Genomic DNA, 18,385 nt, shown 5'->3' with positions numbered 1-18,385 from the left:
CCTATTCGGCCCGGGGAATATACGCCACGCTCTGGTCTTCACGGCCGTGGAATATGCGCTCGCCGTTGGTGGGCGTGGTGGTGATGACCTGATGGTCGGCACTCAGGTAGTCCAGCGGTACTGCATCACCGTTGCGGTACTGGGTGATAACGATGGTGCGTTGCGGGTCCCAGTGCTGGCCGCTGGTGTTGTCCAGCCAGGTCATCAGCGCGGCGGTATCGCCGGTGCGAGGAAAGTCCTGGCTTTGCTGCACGTAATAGAAGGGGGCGCCGCCGGTTTGCAGGTACATCGGCACTTTGTTGTCCACCTCGATCATCACCATGCGCCATGTATTGAGCGGTGCGCATTTGCTGGCCTCAAGCCTGACCGTCTCACCGAACTGAACCACGCCGCCACCGCCGTTGGTCCAGGGATAGAACACACCGAGTATCGCCATCAACAACACAGCGGTCAGGCCGAAACCGATTTTCAATCGGCGACTACCGAACCTGTCTGTGGCGTTGCGTTCGGCCATTCGCCGGGTGATCCACCAGGCGCCCAGCAACTGGGCGAAGGGCACCAGGGGCAATACGTAGTAACTGCGTCGACTGCCGCTGGCCGTGAAAAACAGCATCAACAGACCCAACCCACAAACCAGCCAGCGCGTATTGGGTTCGACGCTGCGCCAGTGGCGCAGCGCAAACCACAACCCCAGCATCCAGCAAGGCGCCCATGGCAGAGTGTAGACCGGGAGGTAAATCAAATAGGTGTAGATCGGTCCGATGTTGTCGAAGGGCTGGAAAAACCGCACGACGTTTTCCCGCAGCACCAGGCCCAGGCCACTTTCGCCATAAGTCGGCGCGCCGTAGAGGTGCGACAATATGAATGGCGTCATGTAAAACGCCCCGGCGATGACCAGGGCGCCGCACAGCCGCAGATTGAGATGGCTTTTCCAGCGACCGTCCTGCACCACATGCGGTAATAGCAGCAAGCCCGGCAGAATGAAGCCGATCAGGCCTTTGAACAATGAGGTCAGGGACAACAGCAGGAAAAACACCAGGTAACGGCTGAAACGCGTGTCTTGCGGCCCGCGCCAATACCACCACACCGCCGCCAGCACACCGCAGACGGTGAGGATGTCGGCGGTGGCGACCCGTGCCCAGAACACGAAATAAAAGGTGGTCGCCAGCATCCACCCGGCAATCAATCCGGTGCCTTTGCGCATTAGCTGCTCGCCGATCAAGTACACCAGCCAGACGCTCAGCCAGGCGGCAACCACCGAAGACAAGCGTAGTGACCAGTGCCCTAAACCGCCGGTCAGCCAGGCGGTGGCCGTGATCAGCCAGTAGGAGGGCAGCGGTTTGTCGTAATACGGCCCGCCCTTGAGGTAGGGATCGAAATAGTCACCGCTCTGGAGCATTTGCAACGCGATGTTGGCCCAGCGGGTTTCCGGCCCCCATAACTCCCGCGTGCCCAGGCCCAACAACAAAATCAGCGCAGAGGCGCCGAGCAGGAGCGCCAAGGCGCCCCTGTCACTAGCCCGAAGGTTCATAGCGGGTTTCCTGTAGGAAGAACGGTGTCAGGGTTGGCTCTGCGGGAATATCAGAATTTCCAGGTGGCCGCGCTGATAGCGCTTGCCATCGATGGGCAACATCTCGACTTCCTGCATCTCCGCGACACTGTTAACCCGCATCACCACGCCGACCGCGCCTTTTTTGCGGGCCTCGGTCATCCATTGCCCGACGTTGTCCAGGGTGACTTTACGTGACGCCATGGCGGGATCGTCGAGGCCATATTTCAGCTCGCCGACAGTGTTGAACAGATCGACCTGAGGTCGCTTCAGGCGCCACGACAAGGCTGACGCCGCGCCCAGATCGTTGCTGAGCAACGATGTCGTCTGACTCAAGGCATCCAGATGCTCGGCGATGAACTGGTCAGGCATTTGGCTATTGACGATCTGCGCCGGCATCGCTGCCGGCAACAACGCTACCAGCAGCCAGATGCCGAGTGCCGGCATGGCCCAGAATATCAATGGACGTAGCACCTGCAAGGCGTTGGTGATGATCCAGCCGAGCAACACGATGAACGCCAGGGACAGGGTGAACATCTCGGTGTTTTCGTAGACTTCCTTGGTGGCTTGCAGATAAAGCAGGGCGATCAGGGCGCTGGTGGCGATGACGACGTTGATCACGCCGTTGATGCGAATGATCCGGCCTCGTCCTTGATTCAATAGCTCCATCACTGCGTGTCCCATCAGCAACGCCAGAGGCAACAGGCACGGCATGATGTAGGTCGGCAGTTTGCCGCTACTGAAGCTGAAGAATGCCAGCGGCAACAGCATCCAGAGCAACAGAAAGCCGATTACGGGCTGGCGCTTTTGCTGCCAGGCCTGGACGAGTGTCGTTGGCAACAAGGCAGCCCACGGCAGGCTCGAGGCGACCAGCAGCGGCAAATAGAACCACCACGGGCGCGCGTGTTGCGCATCTTCGCCAGCGAAACGGCGGATGTGTTCGTGCCAGAAGAAAAACCGCCAGAAATCCGGTTCCTGATGGTGAATGGCGAGCACCCACGGCAGGCAGACCACCGCGGCCACGACCACCGCCAGTGGTCCGTAGCGCAACAGCTCGCCCAGGCGTCGCTGCCAGATCATGTAGGGCAGGGCGATCAACACCGGCAACAACCAGGCGAGAAAGCCCTTGGTCATGAAGCCCATGCCACAGGCAAAACCCAACAGCGCCCAAGCGCCGAGTTTGCCGCGGGAGGAATGGCTATCGATGGCAAACCACAACGCGACCAGGCTCAAGTTGACCCAGAGCGTGAATTGCGGATCGAGGTTGGCGTATCCGGCTTGCCCGGCGATCAGGCCGAAGCTCATGTAGAGCAAGGCGCAGATAAAGCTCTTGCTCGGATCATTCCAGAATCGGCGAGCAATCAGGTAAGTCAGCCAGACGCTCAGCCCGGTGCTCAGCGCCGAAGCGATACGCACACCAAACAGGTTGTCGCCAAACACCGCTTGACCGATGGCGATCATCCAGTAACCGGCGATGGGTTTCTCGAAGTAGCGGATACCCATGAAGTGCGGGGACACCCAGTTACCGCTCAGCAGCATTTCCTGACTGATCTGGCCATAGCGGGTTTCATCGGGAATCCATAGACCATGGGTGACTAGCGGCAGCAGGTAGAAGACCACGTACGCCAGCAGCAAGCCGGGCACGATCCAGCGTTCGGTGATGGGCAGCGCACGCGCGGTGCCACGCAATAAAGAGCCGTCGGGGTGGGGCAACAAGTTATTGGACGTCATGACTCGACCTTGGCGCAGAAGGATGTTGCTCCGCCAGGTGCACGCTTGCACTAGCGGAACTTTTTACATAAAGCAACACAATAGCGATGTGGACTACAGAAGTTGCGTCAGCCATCTAATGGTTACGGACTAGTTATAGTCTGCCCGAGCAAAAAGGCTTTCTCGGCTTCGACTTTTTTTTCCGCGATTATTGTTTCAAGGCTTTGCCGTGCAACAGCGTCTGCCAGTCAGTGGCATTCACAATGCCGAGTACCTGAGGTTGCCCGTCGGCGGCAATTTGCACGAACAAGGCACTGCCATACTTACTGGTCGTCGCGTGCTTGAAACCGGTCTGGGCTTCGAAGTCGCTGATGCAACCGCTGTGCGTGACCAGCACCAGATTTCGATGGGCTTGCTTGTGCGCCACCACATCGTTACGCATGGTTTTGCCACAACTGACCAGCCATTCCTGGGTCGCCGCGTCTTTACCGAACATGTAACGCGAGGTTTGCGCCGTGCGGGTGGTTGGGCTGCTCAGCACATCGGTCTGGGTCATGCCCAGCTGCACAAAGCCTTGGCCCACGGCTGTGGCGGCTTCGCTGCCGACTCGGGTAATACCGTCGGCGGGGCCAAGGCACGGATTGCTGGACTGGTCGCAGCGTTCCGCATGGCGAACCAGTACCACCACTTCACCGGCTTGCCAGCGATCGACCAGGCTGTTGGTCGCTTCGGACCCGGCGGTCGCCAGGTTGATCGGAGATCTGGGCCACCAGACAAACCCCGTGACGAGTGCCGCGATAACCAGAGCGGCCGTTGTCGCGACCAGTTTGCCGAGCCGCGACTTAACGATTCGTGCCGCTGGCTGTTTGCGCGATACATGATCAACCATGTTTTGTTTACCCGTCGGTACGCAATAGAGAACAACTTTCAAATACAACCCAGCGTAACAACGCTTGAAGGGGCCTGGAAAGACACTAGTTCAAGGCAGGTGTCGGAGTGGTGAAAGGGATGTGAAAAATTTGCGTAGAAAAATTTCAGTACTTTTTTTAGTTGGTTGTTGCAGCGCTTGTCTTGAACACCACGTACAGTGGTCTATGGTCTATCTTTGGTTCGCGTCTCGGCTCTGCGGCATCGGCCCGATTCAGCAGATGGCGCGGTTTGAACCGGCAGTGGAGCCAAGCAACAGAATGGATTTCAAACTGAGTCTGAATAAACGGATTGTCATCGTATTTGCCTTGATGAGTACCTTGGTCGCGGGCGTATTTGCGATGGGCATCGTCGCGACTGTGCATGTGGTGGATCGAAATATCACGGCTTCCCGCCTGGTGGGAGGGCTGCACCGCTTGCTGTCGATGGAAAACAGCGCCGGGTGGAGCCATCAGCCGGAGAAAGACGAACTGTTTTTCATCCAGGAAGGTCCGGGTGCGATGGCGCTGGATAAGGAACTGGCGGCGCTTGCACCAGGTTTTCAGGAAACGCTCTACGCGGGTTCTAAGTACTACGCCATGGTAAGCCTGGTGGGCGGTCGCAAATACGTTTTGTTGCGAGACCGGCGAAGCGTCGAACAGCGTGAACAGGCGTTATTCTCGGTGGTGATCGTCGGGTTCGTCTTGAGCATCCTGCTCGCGGTTTTGTTAGGCCGGATGCTGGCCAGGCGTGTGATGGCGCCGGTCATTCGTCTGGCGCACCAGGTGCGTCAACGCGAGCAGTTGCTGGAACTGGCCCCTGAGCTTCATCCCGACTACGCGGCCGACGAAGTGGGAGCGCTGGCACTTGCCTTCGATCAGACCCTGGGCCGGTTGCGTGAGGCACTGGACCGGGAAAAACTCTTTACCAGCGATGTCAGCCACGAACTGCGCACGCCATTGATGGTATTGGGCAGTTCCTGCGAATTGCTGCTAGCCAATCCCTCGCTTGACCGGCGCTCCGTGGCTCAAGTCAGTCGAATTGCCCGCGCGAGCGACGAAATGCGGCAATTGGTCGATACGTTTCTGATGCTGGCTCGCGATCGGGAAGACTCTGATACCGCAGCAAGTGCGACGCTCAAAGAAGTCGCCGATGCTCTCGTGGATATCTGGGCGCCGCTGATCCGGGAAAAAGGCATCGAGTTTATCTACGACAATGAACAGGTTTCGTCGGATCGCCATAACCTGACGTTCCTGCGATCGGTCATGGGCAATTTGCTGCGCAATGCCTGGCATTACACCGATCACGGCTACATTCGCCTGACCCTGCGGGCGCGCGGTTTCAGCGTCGAAGACAGTGGCATAGGCATTTCGGAAGAAAAACGCCATACGATGTTTCAACCGTTCGTTCGCGGTGACGAGCGCCGGGGAGAAGGCCTGGGACTGGGGCTTTCACTGGTCCAACGGATTTGCACCCATCAGAATTGGCGAGTGGAACACAGCAGCCTTCAGCCCAACGGCAGTTGTTTCACCATTGAACTGGAAGGCGTCTGATGACTGTTTATTTAGTTGCCGGGCAGCTTTTCGATGTGCCGGCGGTAGCCTGGCTGATGGTGGCGGCCAAGAGCTTCACATTGTTCTGATGAGCCACCACCAACTCATCGATACTCGTGCCGGAAGGCGTCTGCAAGGTGCTGCGGCAGGTGACTAATGCAGCATCGCCTTCGCCGAGTTTGCGCAGGCGCCATTTGACGTCGATCAATGCGTACTGACCGGGTATCGAATCAAAACGCTGAACGTCCAGGCGCAACGACACTTTGCGCTGCGGGTTACTGTTGACCAGTTGATCGACCAGGGCACTGCGCAGTTCCTCCGACAGGCTTGCGCCCCACCATTGTGTTTCGAGGATTGCCAGGCCGGCGTTGCCTTGACGAATGACGATCTGCGGACGGTCGACCTGGGGCGGCACGGTGATGCTTTCGATCTGGATGTCCGCTCCGCCGCTTGCACCGCTCGGTTGAGCCGGGGTCAGGGTGTGGAATTGAATCGGCTCACTGCGGCAAGCGGCGAGTAGCAACAACGCAGTGACCAGCGTGATCTTCAGCGAAAATGCCATGGGTAGCTCCTGTGGTCAGTTGCGCGGTGGCCCTTGCAGATCCATCGGCGCGGCATTGTCGGGGCGGCCGCGAATCAGCGATTCCGGATGCCGTCCCATGTAGTCCGAGAGTTCACGCAACGAGCGCGACATGCGTCCAAGCTCGTCCAGGGTCTGGCTCAGTTGTTCCCGTTGCGGCGAATCTTCGGCGAGGGTCGAACTGGCCGATTGCAAGGTCTTGCTGACGTCCGACAGGGTGGTTTGCACGCCGGGCAGGGTCTTGGCGTTGAATTGCGCTAAGCCTTTGCGCAGTTCGACGAGATTGCTGTCCAGGTTGCCGGCTATGCGTTCGATAGGCAGCTGGTTGATTTTGTTGACCATGCTTTCCAGTTTTTCCTGCAACTGCTCAAGACTGCCGGGAATGGTTGGAATAGAGATAGGGCGGGCAGCCGGATCGAACGCGACTTTCTCCGCCTTGGGATAGAAGTCGAGCGCAATGTAAAGCTGACCGGTCAACAGATTGCCGCTACGGGCCTGAGCTCGCAGGCCGTTTTCGATGAAGGAGCCTAGCAGACGCACGGTTGCAGTTTCGTCATTGGGGTCATGCTTCAAGGCCTCGAGCATTTTGATGTGAGCCTTACCGAGGCGTTGCGGGTAGATCACGATGCCGACATTGACCGGGAAGCTGCGTTTTTTCGCGTCGAAATCCAGATTGACTGCCACCACCCGGCCGATCTCCACACCAAGAAACTCCACCGGTGCATCAACCTTGAGCCCGCGCAACGCCTGATCGAAACGCAAGCTCAGGAACTGTGCCTTGCCGTTGGGCGGGGCGAGGGCGGTGTGCTCATCCTCGAACAGGTCGAAGGCTTTATCCTCGATGGCCACTTCATCGTTGGGACTGTATTCCGGCGCGCGAAAGGCGACGCCGCCCACCAACAAGGCTGACAGGGACTCGGTCTTCACCGAAAAACCGTTGGCGCCGACATTCACATCAATACCGCTGGCGTTCCAGAACCGGGTGTTCTCGGTAACGTAGGCATCGTTGGGTGCGTGTACGAAGATTTCGATGTTCACCCCTTTGCCGTCGGCATCCAGTTCATACGCCACCACTTGCCCGACGGGGATCTTGCGGTAGTAGACGGGGGAACCGATGTCCAGCGAACCGAGGTCCTGAGTGTGCAACATAAAGCGTTTGCCCGGCTCGCCATAGGTAATGGGCGGCGGGTTTTCCAGCCCGGTGAAGTGTTTGGAGCGGGCATCGGCCTGGCCGATGTCGGCACCAATGTAGTCGCCCGACAGCAAGGTATCGATGCCCGAAACGCCACCGGCACCGATGCGCGGCCGCACAACCCAGAATTGCGAGTCTGCACGAGTAAAGCTTTCAGCCTGTTTGTCGAGCTGGATCGTGGCGTCGACGCGTTTCTGGTCGCCGCTCAGTTTCACCTCCGAGACGCGGCCGATGACCACATTGCGGTATTTGACCTCGGTCTTGTTGGCCACCAGGCCGCTACCGGTCTTGAACGTGATGGTGATGGTCGGGCCTTCCTGCAGCCAGCTGTGCACCACCAGGGAAATCCCCACCAACACCGCTACGATCGGCACGATCCATACCAGCGAAACGCTGAAGCGACGGGTCTTGATCGCGGCTTGGCCAGGGGCTTGCGGACCGTCAGTGGCTTGGGACTTCATCCATGGGCTCCTCATCTTGTGGGTTTTGCAGCGCTCTATCCCGCTCGTTATCCCAGATCAGCCGCGGGTCGAAACTCATCGCCGACAGCATGGTGAACACCACCACCAGACCAAAGAACAGAATGCCCGGGCGCGGTTCGATATCGCCCAGGGCCTGGAATTTCACCAATGCCGCCACCAGCGCAACGACAATGACGTCGAGCATCGACCAGTAGCCGATCAGCTCGACAAAACGGTAAAGCCTCGAACGTTCCTTGCGCGCCCAGAAGCTGCCGCGTTGCACCGTGATCAGCAGCAGGGAGAGAGCAACGAACTTGATGCCCGGCACCGCGATGCTGGCAATGAAAATGATCAGCGCAATGTCCCATGCACCGTGTGCCCAGAACTCCAGCACACCGCTCATGATGGTGCTGTCGGAGCCGTTGCCGAACAGACTGGTGTTCATGACCGGCAGCAGATTGGCCGGGATATAAAACACCAGTGAGGCCAGCAGATAGGCCCATGTCCGGGTCAGAGAGTCAGGTTTGCGGGCATGCAACGGCGCGCCGCAGCGTTCGCATTCGTGAGGTTGATCGGTCATGTCGCAGGCCATGCCACAACTGTGGCACAGGCACAGGTTGAGTTCGCTGGCGAGCGGTGGCCTGTTCATAGGGTGTCCCACAAATCACGTACATCGCGCCCGGCGATGCGGATCAGCAACAGGCTGAGGACCGCCAGGGCAAACATGCCGATACCCGGCAGCACATCCAGCAGCCCGGCGAGTTTGAACACCGCGACCATCGCCCCAAGCAGGCAGACTTCCAGCATGCTCCAGGGCCTGAGGGTTTCCAGCCAGCGCATGCATAGCTTGAAGCCTGGGGAACGTCGGGAGGTGAGGGCAAAGCTCAATACCCAGATCAACAGGAGCAGCTGGAACATCGGCGCGATGATGATGGAAATCGCCGCCACTAACGCAATGAAAGTGATCGGCCCCTGGCTCAGCGCCACCACCGAATCCCACAGCGTCGCGCTGTTCTTCATGCCCTTGAGGCTGATGGTCATGACCGGATAGAAATTCGAGAAAGTCCACAGCACGGCCGCCGTGAAGCTCAGCGCCAGGCGTTGCTGCACCGACAAGCCGTTGTAACGCGCAAGCACACCGCCGCAACGTGTACACAGGGCCTTTTGATGTTTGGCGAGCGTGACTTTTTCATACACGCAGTCGCAGTGCTCGCAGATGATCAATGGAGCAGTCGTCGCCATGGGCAGCACTCGCCGGGAGGCAGAAAAGTCAGAGCACTCCCTCAATATAGAAGTGACTTGCGATTGAGCAAATCTAAAGGCTACTCCAGGGATAACCCGAATGCGGCACTAGAGGGCATTTGTAGCAGACTGCACTTCGGCTTCAGGGTATGTGCAAAGCCATTACCACGAATCTCAGCCAAGCAATTCGCGCAACCGGTACCAGAACATGCCAAGCGCCAGCAGCGGTGAGCGCAGGGTTCGTCCGCCGGGAAAGGTCATATGCGGCACGGCGCTGAACACGTCCAGCCCCCGGCTGTGGCCGACCTGAATCGCTTCGGCCAGCAACCGGGCGCACCAGTGGGTCACGTTCAGGCCATGGCCGGAATAACCCTGGGCGTAGAACACGTTCGGGTACTGGCTCAGGCGGCCGGCCTGGGGGAAACGGTTGGCGGTGATGCCGATCTTGCCGCCCCATTGATAGTCGATGCGCACATCCGCCAGTTGCGGAAAGACCTTGAGCATTTTCGGCCGCATATAGGCGCCGATGTCCACGGGGTCGCGCCCGGAATAATGGCAGGCACCGCCGAATAACAAGCGTCGATCCGCCGAGAGCCGGTAGTAATCAAGACCGACTTTCTGGTCGCACAGCGCCAGGTTCTGCGGGATCAGCTGAGCGGTCACCTCGGGTGCCAACGGTTCGGTGGCGATGATGTAACTGCCCGCCGGTAGCACCTTACCGCTCAGGCGCGGTTCGAGTTCTTCCAGATGTGCGTTGCACGCCAGCACCAGGCTGCCGGCACGCACCGAGCCGCCGGCGCAGCGAACCTGCACGGAGCTGCCGTGGACCAACTCCAGCACCGGGCTTTGCTCGAAAATCCGTACCCCGAGCAATTGCGCCAGCCGCGCTTCGCCGAGCACCAGATTCAGCGGATGCAAGTGACCCGAACCCATGTCGATCAGGCCGCCGGCATAAAGGTCCGAGCCCACCACTTGCTGGCGGATCTGCTCGGGGCCGACGAGTCGGGTTTCATGGGCGTACTCCAACTCGGCGAGGCTTTGCAACTCAGCCTTGAACGCAGCGAACTGCGCCGGGGTATTGGCCAGTTCGCAGAAGCCCCAGCGCAGGTCGCAATCGATGCCATGTTCACGGATGCGATTGCCCACCAGCTCCACGGACTCGATGCCCGCACGCTCCAGATAACGCACGCCTTCCTCGCCGACATAACGGGCGAACCCACTGACGTCATGGCCAATGCCACGGATCAACTGCCCGCCATTACGACCGCTGGCGCCCCAGCCGATCCGCCGGCCCTCCAGCAGAATCACCGAGAGCCCGCGCTGTGCCAGTTCGATCGCGGTGTTGACCCCGGTGAACCCGCCACCGATCACGCAGACATCGGCTTCAAGGTCCGAATCCAGCGTAGGGTAGGGTGCCATGCCATTGGCCGATGCCGCGTAATAGGAGCGGGCATGTTGCTTGTCATGCTGATTCATTGGTTGGACTTCACTTTGCTCCAGGAACGGGTCATCAGACGCATGATCGCCTGGGGCGGGGTGGTGGAGATGTAGAGTTTGTCGAGGACGTCCTGGGGTGGGTAGACCTCAGGATTATTGACCAACTCAGCCTCCATGTAGGCCTTGGCCGCCGGGTTCGGATTGGCATAGCCCACCGAGGCACTGACCTTGGCGATCACTTGCGGGTCCAGCAGGTTATTGATGAAGGCGTGGGCTTCTTTCGGGTTGCTGGCGTCGGCGGGAATTGCCAGCAGGTCGAACCACAGGTTGCTGCCTTCTTTCGGGATCGAGTAGGCGATGTTCACGCCGTTCTTCGCTTCCTTGGCGCGATTGGCCGCCTGGAACACGTCGCCGGAGTAACCGAAGGCCACGCAGATGTCGCCGTTGGCCAGGTCCGAGACGTACTTGGAGGAATGGAAGTAGGTGATGTAAGGCCGGATGCTCAAGAGTTTGGCTTCGGCTTTTTTAAAGTCCTCAGGGTTTTCGCTGCGTGGGTCCATGCCCATGTAGTTGAGGACTGCCGGGAATACTTCATCAGCCGAGTCCATCATCGACACACCACACTGGCTGAGTTTCTTCAGGTTCTCGGGTTCGAAAAACACGGCCCAGGAATCGATGTGATCAATGCCCAGCACTTGCTTGACCTTGTCGACGTTGTAGCCGATGCCGTTGGTGCCCCACAGATACGGTACGGAATGCGCGTTCTGCGGATCGTTTTTCTCCAGCAGCGTCAGCAGTTTCGGGTCGAGGTTTTTGAAGTTGGGCAGCTGCGAGCGATCCAGTTTGAGGAACGCACCGGCCTTCACCTGGCGCGCGAGAAAGTGGTTGGACGGCACCACCACGTCATACCCGGTGCGGCCGGCGAGCAGTTTGCCTTCCAGGGTTTCGTTGGAATCGAATACGTCGTAGATCACCTTGATCCCGGTTTTTGCCTGGAAGTCGGCGAGGGTGGTCTCGCCGATGTAATCGGTCCAGTTGTAGACGCTGACGCTTGGCTGAGCCTGCGCCCCGGCGCTGAACAATACCGCCAGCGCGACCGGAACCACGGATTTCAATAGACGCATATCGACACCTCTTTGAGTTATTTGGCTTTGTGGGAGCGGGCGTGTGTTTTTTAGACGCTGAGCAGCAGGAACTCGCGCTCCCAGGAGCTGATCACGCGCTTGAAGTTCTCGTGTTCGGCGCGCTTGACCGCGACATACCCCCGGACGAATTTGCTGCCCAGGTAGCGCTTGATGGTTTCGCACTCTTCCATGCGCGTGAGTGCGTCCTCGATGGTGATCGGCAGGCGCAGGTTGCGTCGCTCGTAGGCACGACCCTGCACCGCGGCGCTCGGCTCGACCTTTTCGACCATGCCCAGGTAGCCGCACAACAGGCTCGCGGCGATCGCCAGGTAAGGGTTGGCGTCGGCACCCGGCAAACGGTTTTCCACGCGCATGGCGTCGGGGCTCGAGGTCGGCACGCGCAGGCCGACGGTGCGGTTTTCTTCGCCCCATTCGACGTTGACCGGTGCCGAGGTGTCGGGCAGGAAGCGGCGGAACGAATTGACGTTGGGCGCGAACATCGGCAGCACTTTGGGGATGTACTTTTGCAGGCCGCCGATGTGGTGCCGGAACAGCTCGCTCATCTGCCCGTCGGCATCGGCGAAGATCGGCTGGCCGCTGGCGATGTCGACCACGCTTTGATGGATGTGCATGGCGCTGCCAGGTTCGTCACCAATGGGTTTGGCCATGAAAGTCGCAGTCACGTTGTGCTTGAGTGCCGCCTCGCGCAGGGTGCGTTTGAACACGGTGATCTGGTCCGCCAGGTCCAGCGCATCGCCATGACGGAAGTTGATTTCCATCTGCGCCGGGCCGTCTTCGTGGATCAGCGTGTCGAGGTCCAGGCCCTGCAGTTCGCACCAATCGTAGACGTCTTCAAACAGTGGATCGAACTCGTTGGCGGCGTCGATGGAAAAAGACTGTCGACCGCTTTCCGCACGGCCAGAACGCCCCAGCGGCGCCTTGAGTGGCAAGTCCGGGTCTTCGCAGCGCTGGGTCAGGTAGAACTCCATTTCCGGCGCGACAATCGGCTGCCAGCCTTTGTCGGTGTAAAGCTGCAGCACTTTCTTCAGCACGTTGCGCGGCGACAGTTCGATGGGGTTGCCGAACTTGTCGAAGGTGTCGTGGATCACGATGGCGGTGGGTTCGATGGCCCACGGCACCACGTAAACCGCGTCGGCGACAGGTTTGCAGACCATGTCGATGTCGGCCGGGTCGAGCAGGTCGTAGTAGATGTCGTCGTCGACAAAGTCCCCGGTTACCGTTTGCAACAGCACACTTTCCGGCAGGCGCATGCCTCGCTCATGCAGGAACTTGTTGGTGGGTGCAATCTTGCCGCGAGCAATGCCGGTCAAGTCGCTGACCACACACTCGACCTCGGTAATCTTGTGATCTTTCAGCCACGTGAACAGCTGATCGAAAGGGACATTCATAAAGACCTCATTGTTGGTTTGAATTACGCCGGGGAAGGCGCCTTCATCCACCGGACACTTCCCCTGTGGCGCGTTGACGACTATCTTGGGTGAGCCGTGGCGTTCCATCTATCCACTTTAAGCAGCACCAAAACGCACCAAACGAGTGCGTAAGGTCACCCCATGACAGCGTGCAATCCGTTACAGGTTCAAGCCTTCAACACCGCCGACGTGGCTGAGCAGATCCGCGCCACACCGGGTTGGGTGCAGCACTATCAGCAGATGTCACCGGGGCATTTCGCCGGGCGGGTGCGCTATCTGGACTTGCAAGGCGTGGAGATTTACGAAGAGCAGATGAACACCCGGGTCGAGCAGAATTTCAGCGCCCCCGAAGGTTCACTGGCGTTCTGTTTCGATCGCAACGACAACTCGCTGTACATGTTGAACGGCGAGAGCCGCAACATCTGGATCACCCCGGAGAACTACCAGGAAATCGCCGTGGTGTTCGGGCCGCAATTCGTTCAACGGCATGGCCTGGACGTGGCGCGGCTCGAAGGCTTGTTCATGTCGCCGCTCAATTGCGGGCAGAACGCGCTGTTCAGCCGCTGGTTGAGCGGCACCTTGACGCGACTGGAGCAGACGCTGGATCCGCCGAGCAAAGAGGCATTGACCCAGCAGTTGCTGGAGGACTGTTTGTTCATCCTCGATAACGCTTGTGTGTGCCTGGATCGCGCAGGCTTGCAGCGTCGGGCCGAAGAGCGAACGATCATGAAGCGCGTCGCCGAATGGGCCGCCGATACCCCGGAAGAAACCCTCAACTTGCTGGAACTGTCCCAGGTGGCCGGGGTTTCGTTGCGTCAGTTGCAGCACGCGTTCAAGGCGTACACCGGGATGACGCCCTCGCATTGGTTGCGTTTGCGCCGGCTCAACAGTGCGCGCCGTGAGTTGCTCAGCCGAACGGCCAGCGACACGACAGTCGCGCAAGTGGCGATGCACTGGTCGTTCTGGCATTTGGGGCGGTTTTCCAGCAGTTATCGAGCGTTGTTCCAGGAGCTTCCCAGCCAGACGCTCGCCCGCCAACACAGTGGACCTTGTCGGAGGTCATCATGAGTCGGTTATCGTCTTTCAGTCTGTGTGTCGTAGTGTCGATGGCCTGTACGCAGGTCCAGGCCGAAACGGTTGTGCCGTTGAAAGGGCAGAGTTCGCAACAAACCCAGCTGGACATCAACGATTGCCGCAACGTCGCGGCGAGTCAGAGTTCCTCAACACCACCACCCTCGGGCGGGCGCTTGCGCGGTGCTGCGGTGGGGGCTGCTGCCGGGGCGGTGGGCGCTGAGGTCCGGGGGCGTCAGCATGACGAGTTTTACGAGGGGGTCGACGACGATGTGAAACAGGAATATCGCCAGAACCGGGCCGGGCAAACCGCAGCGGCGGGCGCAGTGGTTGGTGGCGCGCGCCAGCGTCAGGAGCGTCGGGCGCAGCAAAAGACCAACGCGTCGACCAGTTCAACCGCCTATACCAGCTGCCTGCAAGGGCGGGGTTATCAGGTAACGCCCTGAGCACCGGGCGTTCTCTGCCGCTGTTCAATCAGGTGAACCATCAGGTCGGCATAGAGCGTGAGGGCGATAAACAACCCCATGCGCACGGCGAAGGCGGTATAGACGTCTTTGCCGGCAAGACTGTCCTGCACCGACTGGCCCAGCAGGATGATCAGCGTGACCAGGCTGTTGAGCCAGAACCCCGGGGTTTGTCGAGTCGGACTCAGGGCATAGAGCTTGCGCGCCAACAGCAAGCCGAACAGCAGCATCCACAGAAAGAACATCCACAAGTGCACGAACAGGCTGAGCGCGCACCAGAACATAATGGCCAACAGCCCGCCCATCAAGGTCGAGCCGAGCAGTTCGCGACTGGCGTTGCGCGTCGTTACCGTCGAACTCTGCTGGCCCAGACTGACCGCTTTCAAAATGATCGGCAGATAGCTGGCCGGGTCGATCAGCGCCAACAAGAACGCTGGGATCACGATCAGGGTGGCACGCAGTGCTATCCTTGGCACTTCTTGCGCCGGCATAGCGCTGGCGGCAGGTGGCAAGGGTGCATTGGCCGGGTCGGGAAACAGCCAGTGACTGATCGCGACGACGATGACGGCGAGGAGCAAGGCCTTGACCAAGGCACCGATGACCATTATCGCCAGATCGAACTCGGCAACGCCGGCCGAGGAAATCATCGTCAGGCCGATGATCAGAAAGGTCACGACCAAGGTGTTGCCGCCGCGCAGCCCGAAACCAAAGGCCAGGAACAGACCGACACCGATCAGCAGCACGCCGCTGAGGGGGTAATAACGCAGGACCGGGATCAGTAACAGCCCGATGCCGGTGGTCAGCATCGCAACCACTGCCAGCATCACGCCGGCCTTGAATGGCAGGGGTTTGTTAAGCGTGGCCAACAGCAACACGCAAAGCACCGGCGCAATAAACGGAATCGGAAGTGCCAGGCCGAAGCTGGTGGCCAGGCACAGCGCCGTGCCGACGGCCAGACGCGGCGCCCGTTGGAATCCGGGCGGGCGATCAGTAGGCATAAGACAACCAACTCATCAGCCAGAAAAACAGGCGTCCCAAGGGATTCAGCGGATTATTCTGCGCAGGAAAGGCCATGACTTCGGCCTGGCCGCCGGCACGAATGGCGCGACTGTCACGCAGCACCTGCATCGCCTCGTCAGAAAATTCGATGATCACCGGGAAGCGTTGGGCCGGACGCAACCAGTCGCGACTGTTTTGCACACTGGGCAAGGTGCCCGGCGCCGGCGTCTGCCCCACGCTGACGCCGTAGCCAACGCTGCGCACCCGCCCCTCGAAGACCTCGCCCGGCAGCGCGTCCAGCACGATCGCCACCGGAGTTCCAGGCTTGACCCGCCCCAGGTTGTTCTCGGTCATGTCCGCACTGATCCACACATCGTGGATGGCAATCAAGGTCATGACCGGCGTGCCGACCGAGGCGAATTGCCCGACGTCGGTGCGCAGGTCAGTTATCAAACCCGCCGAGCGCGCGCGGACTTGGGTGTTGGCCATGTCGAGTTCGGCTTTTGATAACGCCGTGGCGGCGCTGCGTAACAGCGCGTTGTCTTCCTCGCTGCCGCCTTCCTGTTCCCGTGCTCGCTGGACTTCAGCACGGGCCGCGGCGACTTGGCTGACGGCCTGCTCACGGCTGGCCCGCGAAGCTTCCAGCAGGCGCACGGAAATGGTTCCGCGGTCTTGGCGGTACAGGCTTTCAAGGCGTTCGTTATCCTGCCGGGCCTTGAGTTCATTGGCCTGAGCCGCCCGCAACGAGGCTTGCGCGGAGGCAATGCCGGCAGTGCTGGCACCGATCTGCCGGCGGGTAGACTCAAGATCTGCGCGTGCGCGGTCGGCGGCTATCTGATAGGGCTGCTGATCGACTTCGAACAGCACATCGCCTGCCTTGACGTCCTGGTTGTTGCGCACATTCACGCGGATCACCTGACCGGCCACTTCAGCCGCCACCGGAATCACAAAGGCACCGACCCGAGCCTGTTGCGTATACGGCGTGAAACGGTCAGCCAACAGATACCAGGCCAGGCTCAGGACGATCAGCAGCAGCACCCATTTGATGCCTTTTTTTGCCGGATCGGCAGCCGGTTCGGGCGCCTTGGAAGAGGGCGCTTCAGTGGCGGGCGGTGAGGGTTCACTCATCGGCTTTGACCTTGTCTGGCGTGGAAGAGGGGGCTCGCGAAGGGGCCGGTTCATTCAGCAGGTTGCCCCAGTCGGTGCGGTGTTCCATTTGTTGGCGTGTGTCTGGGTCGACAGTCGGCTGGGCGCTGTACCAGCCACCGCCGAGGGCTTTGTACAGGGCGATCAGGTTGCTCACGGCATTGCTGCGGCTGACCAGGTAATTGTCCTGTTGTTCGAGCAATGCGCGTTGGGCATCCAGCACCCGCTGGAAGTCCGAGTAGCCTTCGCGGTATTGGCTGTTGGCCAGGCTCAGCGAGCGCTTGGCGGCGACCTGCGCTTCGCTCAGGATGCGCTCGCGTTCCAGTGATTTGCTCAGGCCGCTGGCGGCATCATCGGCTTCGCGTGCAGCCTCGCGGACTTTGTCGCGATAAACCTCGATCAGCTGCTGCAACCGCGCATCCTGCACCCGCACGTTGTTGCTGATCTGACCGTGATCAAACAGGTTCCAGCGCAAACTGGGGCCGCCGATCAGGTCCAGGCTGTTGGAGGTGCCCTTCAGCGTGTCGGTCGACCAGACGATGCTGCCGAGCAAGGTCAGCGACGGATAGAAATCGGTTTCTGCCACGCCGATCAGTGCCGATTGGGCGGCGACGTTGAGTTCGGCGGCGCGTACGTCCGGTCGACGCAACAGCAGGCTGGCGGGTACGTCTTGCAGCACGGCACGGTCTACCAGCGGAATCAGTCCCTGGTTTTCGAGCAATCGGGGCAGGGCGTTGGGCGGCTGTCCGATCAGTACGGCCAATGCGTTGCGGGTGCGCAGTACTTGCCCTTCAAGCTCCGGAATGCTGCTCAAGGTGCCGAGGTACTGGGTCTTGGCTTGTTGCAAATCGAGCTCGGCGCTCTGGCCGCTGTTGAACAGTTTCTCGGTGATTTCAAAGTTGCGCTTTTGCTGTTCGGCGTTTTCCCGGGCGACGCGTAAACGCGCTTCGGTGGTGCGCAATGAGAAGTAAGTGTCGGCCACTTGAGCACGCAGCAGTACCAGTACGTCTTCATAATTGGCTTGAGCCGCAAAGTAACTGGCATCTGACGACTCGATGGCCCGACTGAAACGTCCCCAGAAGTCCAGCTCCCAACCGACATCAAAGCCCACGCTGTGTTGCCAGAAATGGCTGTCTTGCGGATTGCTGCCGCCGGATTGCCGGCGGTTGAAGTACAGGCTCTCGGCACTGGCCTGTTGCAGTTGCGGATAGCGTCCGCTTTGGGCTATCCCCAACCGGGCACGGGCTTCCATGACGCGAAGGCCGGCAATTTTCAGGTTGGAATTGTGCGCATCCGCTTCGGCGATCAGCCCGTCGAGGACCGGGTCGGCGAACACTTGCCACCACTGGCGCACATCGGGATAGGCGCGTCTTTGGCTGGCCTGTTCAAGCGCAGGGCTGCTCCAGAGTTTTGTCCAGGCCTCGCCCGGGGCCTGGAAATCCGGTCCCAGACGCACGCAGCCGCCAAGAGCGAGGGCCCCCAGTAGAAGCAGCGGAGCCGGGCGCGTCAGCATCGCAGCAC

Annotated in this window: 16 protein-coding genes; 3 read left to right on the top strand and 13 right to left on the bottom strand. The window is 60.0% G+C overall.

Annotated features, from left to right (window positions below):
• Nucleotide 1: 1 nt before the first annotated feature.
• The 3 genes from AC07V0_RS00755 to pmrG all read right to left on the bottom strand — a co-directional run bounded on the left by AC07V0_RS00755 (nucleotide 2) and on the right by pmrG (nucleotide 4,148).
• A complete protein-coding gene (locus tag AC07V0_RS00755) occupies nucleotides 2-1,531 on the bottom strand; it encodes an ArnT family glycosyltransferase (RefSeq protein WP_495019273.1) in 1,530 nt (509 codons plus the stop codon).
• Between the two features lie 27 nt (nucleotides 1,532-1,558).
• Nucleotides 1,559-3,280: a lipid IV(A) 4-amino-4-deoxy-L-arabinosyltransferase gene (gene arnT, locus AC07V0_RS00750; RefSeq protein WP_064617811.1), complete on the bottom strand. Its 1,722-nt coding sequence runs from the start codon at nucleotides 3,278-3,280 to the stop codon at nucleotides 1,559-1,561.
• A 187-nt stretch (nucleotides 3,281-3,467) separates the two neighbouring features.
• Nucleotides 3,468-4,148, bottom strand: a complete 681-nt coding sequence (pmrG, locus tag AC07V0_RS00745; RefSeq protein ID WP_495019272.1) for a lipopolysaccharide core heptose(II)-phosphate phosphatase PmrG — start codon at nucleotides 4,146-4,148, stop codon at nucleotides 3,468-3,470.
• A gap of 298 nt (nucleotides 4,149-4,446) precedes the next feature.
• Here pmrG and AC07V0_RS00740 point away from each other — a divergent pair, with 298 nt between their 5' ends.
• A complete protein-coding gene (locus AC07V0_RS00740) occupies nucleotides 4,447-5,718 on the top strand; it encodes a sensor histidine kinase (protein WP_064621274.1) in 1,272 nt (423 codons plus the stop codon).
• A 7-nt stretch (nucleotides 5,719-5,725) separates the two neighbouring features.
• Here the strand turns inward: AC07V0_RS00740 and AC07V0_RS00735 are convergent, their stop codons facing one another.
• From AC07V0_RS00735 to AC07V0_RS00705, 7 genes are all read right to left on the bottom strand, one after another.
• Nucleotides 5,726-6,280: a PqiC family protein gene (locus tag AC07V0_RS00735; RefSeq protein WP_495019271.1), complete on the bottom strand. Its 555-nt coding sequence runs from the start codon at nucleotides 6,278-6,280 to the stop codon at nucleotides 5,726-5,728.
• A 15-nt stretch (nucleotides 6,281-6,295) separates the two neighbouring features.
• Nucleotides 6,296-7,951, bottom strand: a complete 1,656-nt coding sequence (locus AC07V0_RS00730) for a PqiB family protein (RefSeq protein WP_064617817.1) — start codon at nucleotides 7,949-7,951, stop codon at nucleotides 6,296-6,298.
• Nucleotides 7,932-8,600 (bottom strand): paraquat-inducible protein A, encoded by a 669-nt coding sequence (locus tag AC07V0_RS00725; RefSeq protein WP_086944304.1) that lies wholly within the window; start codon nucleotides 8,598-8,600, stop codon nucleotides 7,932-7,934. Before AC07V0_RS00725 ends, AC07V0_RS00730 begins: the two co-directional genes overlap by 20 nt.
• On the bottom strand, nucleotides 8,597-9,193 hold the full coding sequence (locus tag AC07V0_RS00720; RefSeq protein WP_019578875.1) for a paraquat-inducible protein A: 597 nt from the start codon (nucleotides 9,191-9,193) through the stop codon (nucleotides 8,597-8,599). Before AC07V0_RS00720 ends, AC07V0_RS00725 begins: the two co-directional genes overlap by 4 nt.
• Before the next feature lie 174 nt (nucleotides 9,194-9,367).
• Nucleotides 9,368-10,669 carry an NAD(P)/FAD-dependent oxidoreductase gene (locus tag AC07V0_RS00715; protein WP_495019270.1) on the bottom strand — a complete coding sequence of 434 codons (1,302 nt, stop codon included), beginning with the start codon at nucleotides 10,667-10,669 and terminating at the stop codon, nucleotides 9,368-9,370.
• Nucleotides 10,666-11,754, bottom strand: coding sequence for a polyamine ABC transporter substrate-binding protein (locus AC07V0_RS00710; RefSeq protein ID WP_018925851.1), 1,089 nt, complete (start codon nucleotides 11,752-11,754; stop codon nucleotides 10,666-10,668). The genes AC07V0_RS00715 and AC07V0_RS00710 overlap by 4 nt, the downstream gene beginning before the upstream one ends.
• Before the next feature lie 50 nt (nucleotides 11,755-11,804).
• The gene (locus tag AC07V0_RS00705) at nucleotides 11,805-13,163 is read right to left on the bottom strand and encodes a glutamine synthetase family protein (protein ID WP_018925852.1); all 1,359 of its coding nucleotides are present in this window, start codon (nucleotides 13,161-13,163) and stop codon (nucleotides 11,805-11,807) included.
• A gap of 162 nt (nucleotides 13,164-13,325) precedes the next feature.
• On the opposite strand from AC07V0_RS00705, the gene AC07V0_RS00700 reads away from it, so the two are divergent.
• Complete coding sequence (locus tag AC07V0_RS00700) at nucleotides 13,326-14,252, top strand: helix-turn-helix domain-containing protein (protein WP_019578879.1); 927 nt, start codon at nucleotides 13,326-13,328, stop codon at nucleotides 14,250-14,252.
• A complete protein-coding gene (locus tag AC07V0_RS00695; protein WP_064617823.1) occupies nucleotides 14,249-14,701 on the top strand; it encodes a YMGG-like glycine zipper-containing protein in 453 nt (150 codons plus the stop codon). Before AC07V0_RS00700 ends, AC07V0_RS00695 begins: the two co-directional genes overlap by 4 nt.
• Here AC07V0_RS00695 and AC07V0_RS00690 read toward each other — a convergent pair.
• The 3 genes from AC07V0_RS00690 to AC07V0_RS00680 are packed head-to-tail and all read right to left on the bottom strand — an operon-like array spanning nucleotide 14,686 to nucleotide 18,377.
• Complete coding sequence (locus AC07V0_RS00690; RefSeq protein WP_495019269.1) at nucleotides 14,686-15,717, bottom strand: DUF2955 domain-containing protein; 1,032 nt, start codon at nucleotides 15,715-15,717, stop codon at nucleotides 14,686-14,688. The two genes, AC07V0_RS00695 and AC07V0_RS00690, sit on opposite strands and share 16 nt — an antisense overlap.
• Nucleotides 15,707-16,846 (bottom strand): HlyD family secretion protein, encoded by a 1,140-nt coding sequence (locus AC07V0_RS00685; RefSeq protein WP_018925856.1) that lies wholly within the window; start codon nucleotides 16,844-16,846, stop codon nucleotides 15,707-15,709. The genes AC07V0_RS00690 and AC07V0_RS00685 overlap by 11 nt, the downstream gene beginning before the upstream one ends.
• Nucleotides 16,839-18,377 (bottom strand): efflux transporter outer membrane subunit, encoded by a 1,539-nt coding sequence (locus AC07V0_RS00680; RefSeq protein ID WP_495019268.1) that lies wholly within the window; start codon nucleotides 18,375-18,377, stop codon nucleotides 16,839-16,841. Before AC07V0_RS00680 ends, AC07V0_RS00685 begins: the two co-directional genes overlap by 8 nt.
• Nucleotides 18,378-18,385 lie beyond the last annotated feature (8 nt).

The organism is Pseudomonas sp. GW821-FHT01E10, assembly GCF_059422365.1.
The sequence above is the reverse complement of the archived record's forward strand: the minus strand, read 5'-3'. Positions and strand labels throughout refer to the sequence as shown.

What these genes read in the sequence shown, in the direction of transcription:
- AC07V0_RS00735 (WP_495019271.1), bottom strand. Translation starts at nt 6,280, where the DNA reads ATGGCATTTTCGCTGAAGATCACGCTGGTCACTGCGTTGTTGCTACTC.
- AC07V0_RS00705 (WP_018925852.1), bottom strand. Translation starts at nt 13,163, where the DNA reads ATGAATGTCCCTTTCGATCAGCTGTTCACGTGGCTGAAAGATCACAAG.
- AC07V0_RS00740 (WP_064621274.1), top strand. Translation starts at nt 4,447, where the DNA reads ATGGATTTCAAACTGAGTCTGAATAAACGGATTGTCATCGTATTTGCC.
- AC07V0_RS00710 (WP_018925851.1), bottom strand. Translation starts at nt 11,754, where the DNA reads ATGCGTCTATTGAAATCCGTGGTTCCGGTCGCGCTGGCGGTATTGTTC.
- AC07V0_RS00695 (WP_064617823.1), top strand. Translation starts at nt 14,249, where the DNA reads ATGAGTCGGTTATCGTCTTTCAGTCTGTGTGTCGTAGTGTCGATGGCC.
- AC07V0_RS00715 (WP_495019270.1), bottom strand. Translation starts at nt 10,669, where the DNA reads ATGAATCAGCATGACAAGCAACATGCCCGCTCCTATTACGCGGCATCG.
- AC07V0_RS00685 (WP_018925856.1), bottom strand. Translation starts at nt 16,846, where the DNA reads ATGAGTGAACCCTCACCGCCCGCCACTGAAGCGCCCTCTTCCAAGGCG.
- AC07V0_RS00725 (WP_086944304.1), bottom strand. Translation starts at nt 8,600, where the DNA reads ATGAACAGGCCACCGCTCGCCAGCGAACTCAACCTGTGCCTGTGCCAC.
- AC07V0_RS00690 (WP_495019269.1), bottom strand. Translation starts at nt 15,717, where the DNA reads ATGCCTACTGATCGCCCGCCCGGATTCCAACGGGCGCCGCGTCTGGCC.
- AC07V0_RS00755 (WP_495019273.1), bottom strand. Translation starts at nt 1,531, where the DNA reads ATGAACCTTCGGGCTAGTGACAGGGGCGCCTTGGCGCTCCTGCTCGGC.
- AC07V0_RS00680 (WP_495019268.1), bottom strand. Translation starts at nt 18,377, where the DNA reads ATGCTGACGCGCCCGGCTCCGCTGCTTCTACTGGGGGCCCTCGCTCTT.
- AC07V0_RS00700 (WP_019578879.1), top strand. Translation starts at nt 13,326, where the DNA reads ATGACAGCGTGCAATCCGTTACAGGTTCAAGCCTTCAACACCGCCGAC.
- pmrG (WP_495019272.1), bottom strand. Translation starts at nt 4,148, where the DNA reads ATGGTTGATCATGTATCGCGCAAACAGCCAGCGGCACGAATCGTTAAG.
- arnT (WP_064617811.1), bottom strand. Translation starts at nt 3,280, where the DNA reads ATGACGTCCAATAACTTGTTGCCCCACCCCGACGGCTCTTTATTGCGT.
- AC07V0_RS00730 (WP_064617817.1), bottom strand. Translation starts at nt 7,951, where the DNA reads ATGAAGTCCCAAGCCACTGACGGTCCGCAAGCCCCTGGCCAAGCCGCG.
- AC07V0_RS00720 (WP_019578875.1), bottom strand. Translation starts at nt 9,193, where the DNA reads ATGGCGACGACTGCTCCATTGATCATCTGCGAGCACTGCGACTGCGTG.